Annotated in this window: 3 protein-coding genes; 1 reads left to right on the forward strand and 2 read right to left on the reverse strand. The window is 55.7% G+C overall.

The genetic code is table 11. The features are described from left to right. Both EOA24_RS42540 and EOA24_RS32715 read right to left on the reverse strand, forming a co-directional pair. On the reverse strand, positions 1 to 220 hold a 220-nt coding region (locus tag EOA24_RS42540; RefSeq protein WP_210213624.1), incomplete at its 3' end, for a hypothetical protein. Continuing rightward, positions 207 to 839: a hypothetical protein gene (locus EOA24_RS32715; protein ID WP_127410514.1), complete on the reverse strand. Its 633-nt coding sequence runs from the start codon at positions 837 to 839 to the stop codon at positions 207 to 209. The genes EOA24_RS32715 and EOA24_RS42540, both read right to left, overlap by 14 nt. Before the next feature lie 1,612 nt (positions 840 to 2,451). Between EOA24_RS32715 and EOA24_RS32720 the strand changes: the two genes are divergently transcribed. Then, positions 2,452 to 2,935: transposase (locus EOA24_RS32720; protein WP_133374727.1), on the forward strand; the 484-nt coding region annotated here is incomplete at its 3' end.

Here is a 2,935-nt window from a genome sequence, read left to right on the forward strand (position 1 = left end):
GTATATAATTGTATATCCTTCCGTCGAAGCATGTGATGAAGGTCGCATGCTTTTTCACATCCAGCTCGGCACCATCCGGCAGTTTGTCAAAATGCCCATCAATAATCCCAAAAACCTTGTTTCCTAAGTACGCTTGTGCGCCTGACGAGCCATAGCCAGTGTCGCAATCGGTAGCTGCGACGTTAGACAGGGAGCCATCTGGGAAGTTATACCACCCCACGCGAGTGCATGTTGTAATGGTAATTGTATCCTTTGGGTGCCCCCTTGAAGTTGTCCGCTAGGTTGGAAATGATGGTGACCGTGGCTGAGATGTCTGCGACCACGTCGACAATAATGTTTGCGTACGGTACCGCCTTCCCGCCAGAGGGTGCGCGCTTCAGGCGAGCAACAGCGAAATCGTCGCTGCGATAGCGAAGTTCTATTTCTCCCGTGTTCATATTATGCCGATAATAAGCATCATCTATGTACTCTACATCTACCAGAGGAATCAGATCGACATTGTAGATATGTTCGAAATAGCATCTATGAATGTCAGATATTTTCTCTACATCAGCAGTTAAGATAAAGTTGTGCCGATTTACTATTATGATATCTTCTTTAAAAGCGAGGAAGGCATTGGCTTTAGCGCTATTGGATTTAATATATTGAGCGGAAGGGAACTTCCCTTTTCTCGGTGAGGAGGATAAGCAGTACAGGCGACCCTGAGCTTTCTCCAGCTCGGGATTTGAGCTTGGATCCCGTACCTGGCGCCCTTCGGGGCCGATCAGTGCGATGTTCGAGTAGTGTGTAGGAGGCGCGGTAACCTGAGACTCCGCTAGATAGGGAGTGATCGCAGCCACGTGAGGGCTAAGTAGCCAGATTGAGAATAGAAGGCTAACCACTTTTGATCCCCATGACTGCGGTAAGCTAGGCTCCGTAGGCTCATCCTCTATTTACGGCTCGTCTCTATTTGGTCGTAGATATCAAGATAGCTTGCCGTCAAAGCGCCGCCTATCAAAATTCTGCATCCAAAGTATTCCGTTATGTTCCAACGTGTTGCGCGATAGGCGCGGACCGTTCACGAAGCTTTTGCAGTATTTTCTTGCCAACGACTTGCCGGGTCGTCAAATCACGACCTCACCCTCCCCGGCGGCAGGCCCTAATTCGGGAGCAACGCCAATCTCGAGCACTTCAGGCTTGGACGGACCGCCTGAGGCCAGTCGCAGAACCGACGGCTATCACTTGACGGCGCACGACGCTCCAGGCGGGCAATCGTTGTAGCTGCCGCCCCCACTGTTGTTCTGTGGTGGAATGTATGGACGACCGCCGCCGCCCCCGCCTCCATTTAGCACACCGCTGCCGACGACGGCACCAAGGATGCCGACGACGCCTTCGACTACCTGCTGGTCTCCATTGGTCCAATTCCGTCGCTGGGCTGGTCTCGGTCTTGCCGAGTCAGCGGCAGCGAGCCGGCGCAACTTCTGTCCTGCACTTGTATACTTGTTGCCGACGAAGACAGACCAGCAGTATGTCCAATGACTGCTATTACAGATTCCGTTAGCGGCATTGAGGGCCGCCTGGCCGGAACTATAGTTGCCTCGTGAATAACACTGGGCGTGCCAATGGCCGCCTGTGCTGGTGAAGCCTACTACCATGGCCTTGCCTGGCGACATTCGTCTATAGCTGGCCATGAAGCGGGCGTCTCTCGTGCACGTGTTGTATGCGAGAGTTCCCCATGTGTCGGCCCGGCTTGGTGCGGTTGGGCCAAAATAAAGCAGGCTTAGACTGAGTGTGGTGATCAGCATTGCTCGCATTAACCCCTCCAGTTTACGCTTCTTTCGCGCTTCGATCAGGATCGGAAGCCTACTCGCCGTGCTCTAAGGCGCATGACCCGTTTGGGTTACACTGCGGTCGAACGCGACGAGGCCTGCGTCTCCCGGAGCCGCAACGCCTTTCTCTCGGATTCCTTGTCTCCTGCCTATCGTCGAGCGCGGCTCTCAGGCGTCCCGGTCAGGAGAAGTGCCGAGCAGGTGCAGGCGCGATTGGGATTCGTGCCGCTGAATGGTCGGCCAACCATGTCTTAGTCTCGCGCTGTCACAGGGGATGTGAGATGGACGGCAGCAGGAAAACCATGTGCTGTTGTTCGCAAACTAGGAGCGACCGAAAGCCTGCAGAGCGGCGGTGCCATGTCGCAATTTGGGTCGGCTGACGCTGACGTTGCCCCAGTTTTTTGTCCGGTTTTGAGTTCGGTTCCGGCGTGGGTTGTGCCCTGCTGGCGGGTGAAGCGACGGGCACGGGCGGAGCCTTTGGCATAGCGCAGCGCGAGCGACCGTCGCGGATTGAAGGTGTGTAGATGGGGTATTCGGCTTACGCCCCTTCTTCAACGGTGATGCAAGAAGGTGCTGCGCTTCGAGCTGATGATAGAACGTGGTCTGTCCAAACAGCCACAAGCATCAGGAAAGGAAGCGCAGCATGAAGCACTTTATCGGCCTCGATGTCTCGGTGAAAGAGACCTCTGTTTGCATGGTCGACGAGACCGGCAAGATTTGCCGCGAGGTGAAAGTCGTCAGTCACTCCGACGATCTCCTCGCCGTCCTGAAGGATCCTACCTTGAACATTGAACGGGTCGGTCTCGAGGCCGGGCCCTTGTCGCAATGGCTTTTTGAGGGGCTGGCGTGCGCCGGGTTGCCGGTCATCTGCATCGAGACGCGTCATGTGAAAGCGTTCCTGAAGGCGCAGCCGAACAAGACGGATCGCAATGACGCGCGCGGCATCGCGCAGATGATGCGGGTCAATCTGTACCGCCCGGTGCATGTGAAGACGCTCACAAGCCAGAAGCGGCGGGCACTCTTGACGGCCCGCAAGCTGCTGCAGGGAAAGGCGATCGCCATCGAGAACGACATCCGCGGTCTTCTGCGCAACTTCGGCCTCAAGGTCGGTGTTGTGGGAACGGTGA

It is taken from the genome of Mesorhizobium sp. M2A.F.Ca.ET.039.01.1.1 (assembly GCF_003998035.1).
Taxonomy (GTDB): domain Bacteria; phylum Pseudomonadota; class Alphaproteobacteria; order Rhizobiales; family Rhizobiaceae; genus Mesorhizobium.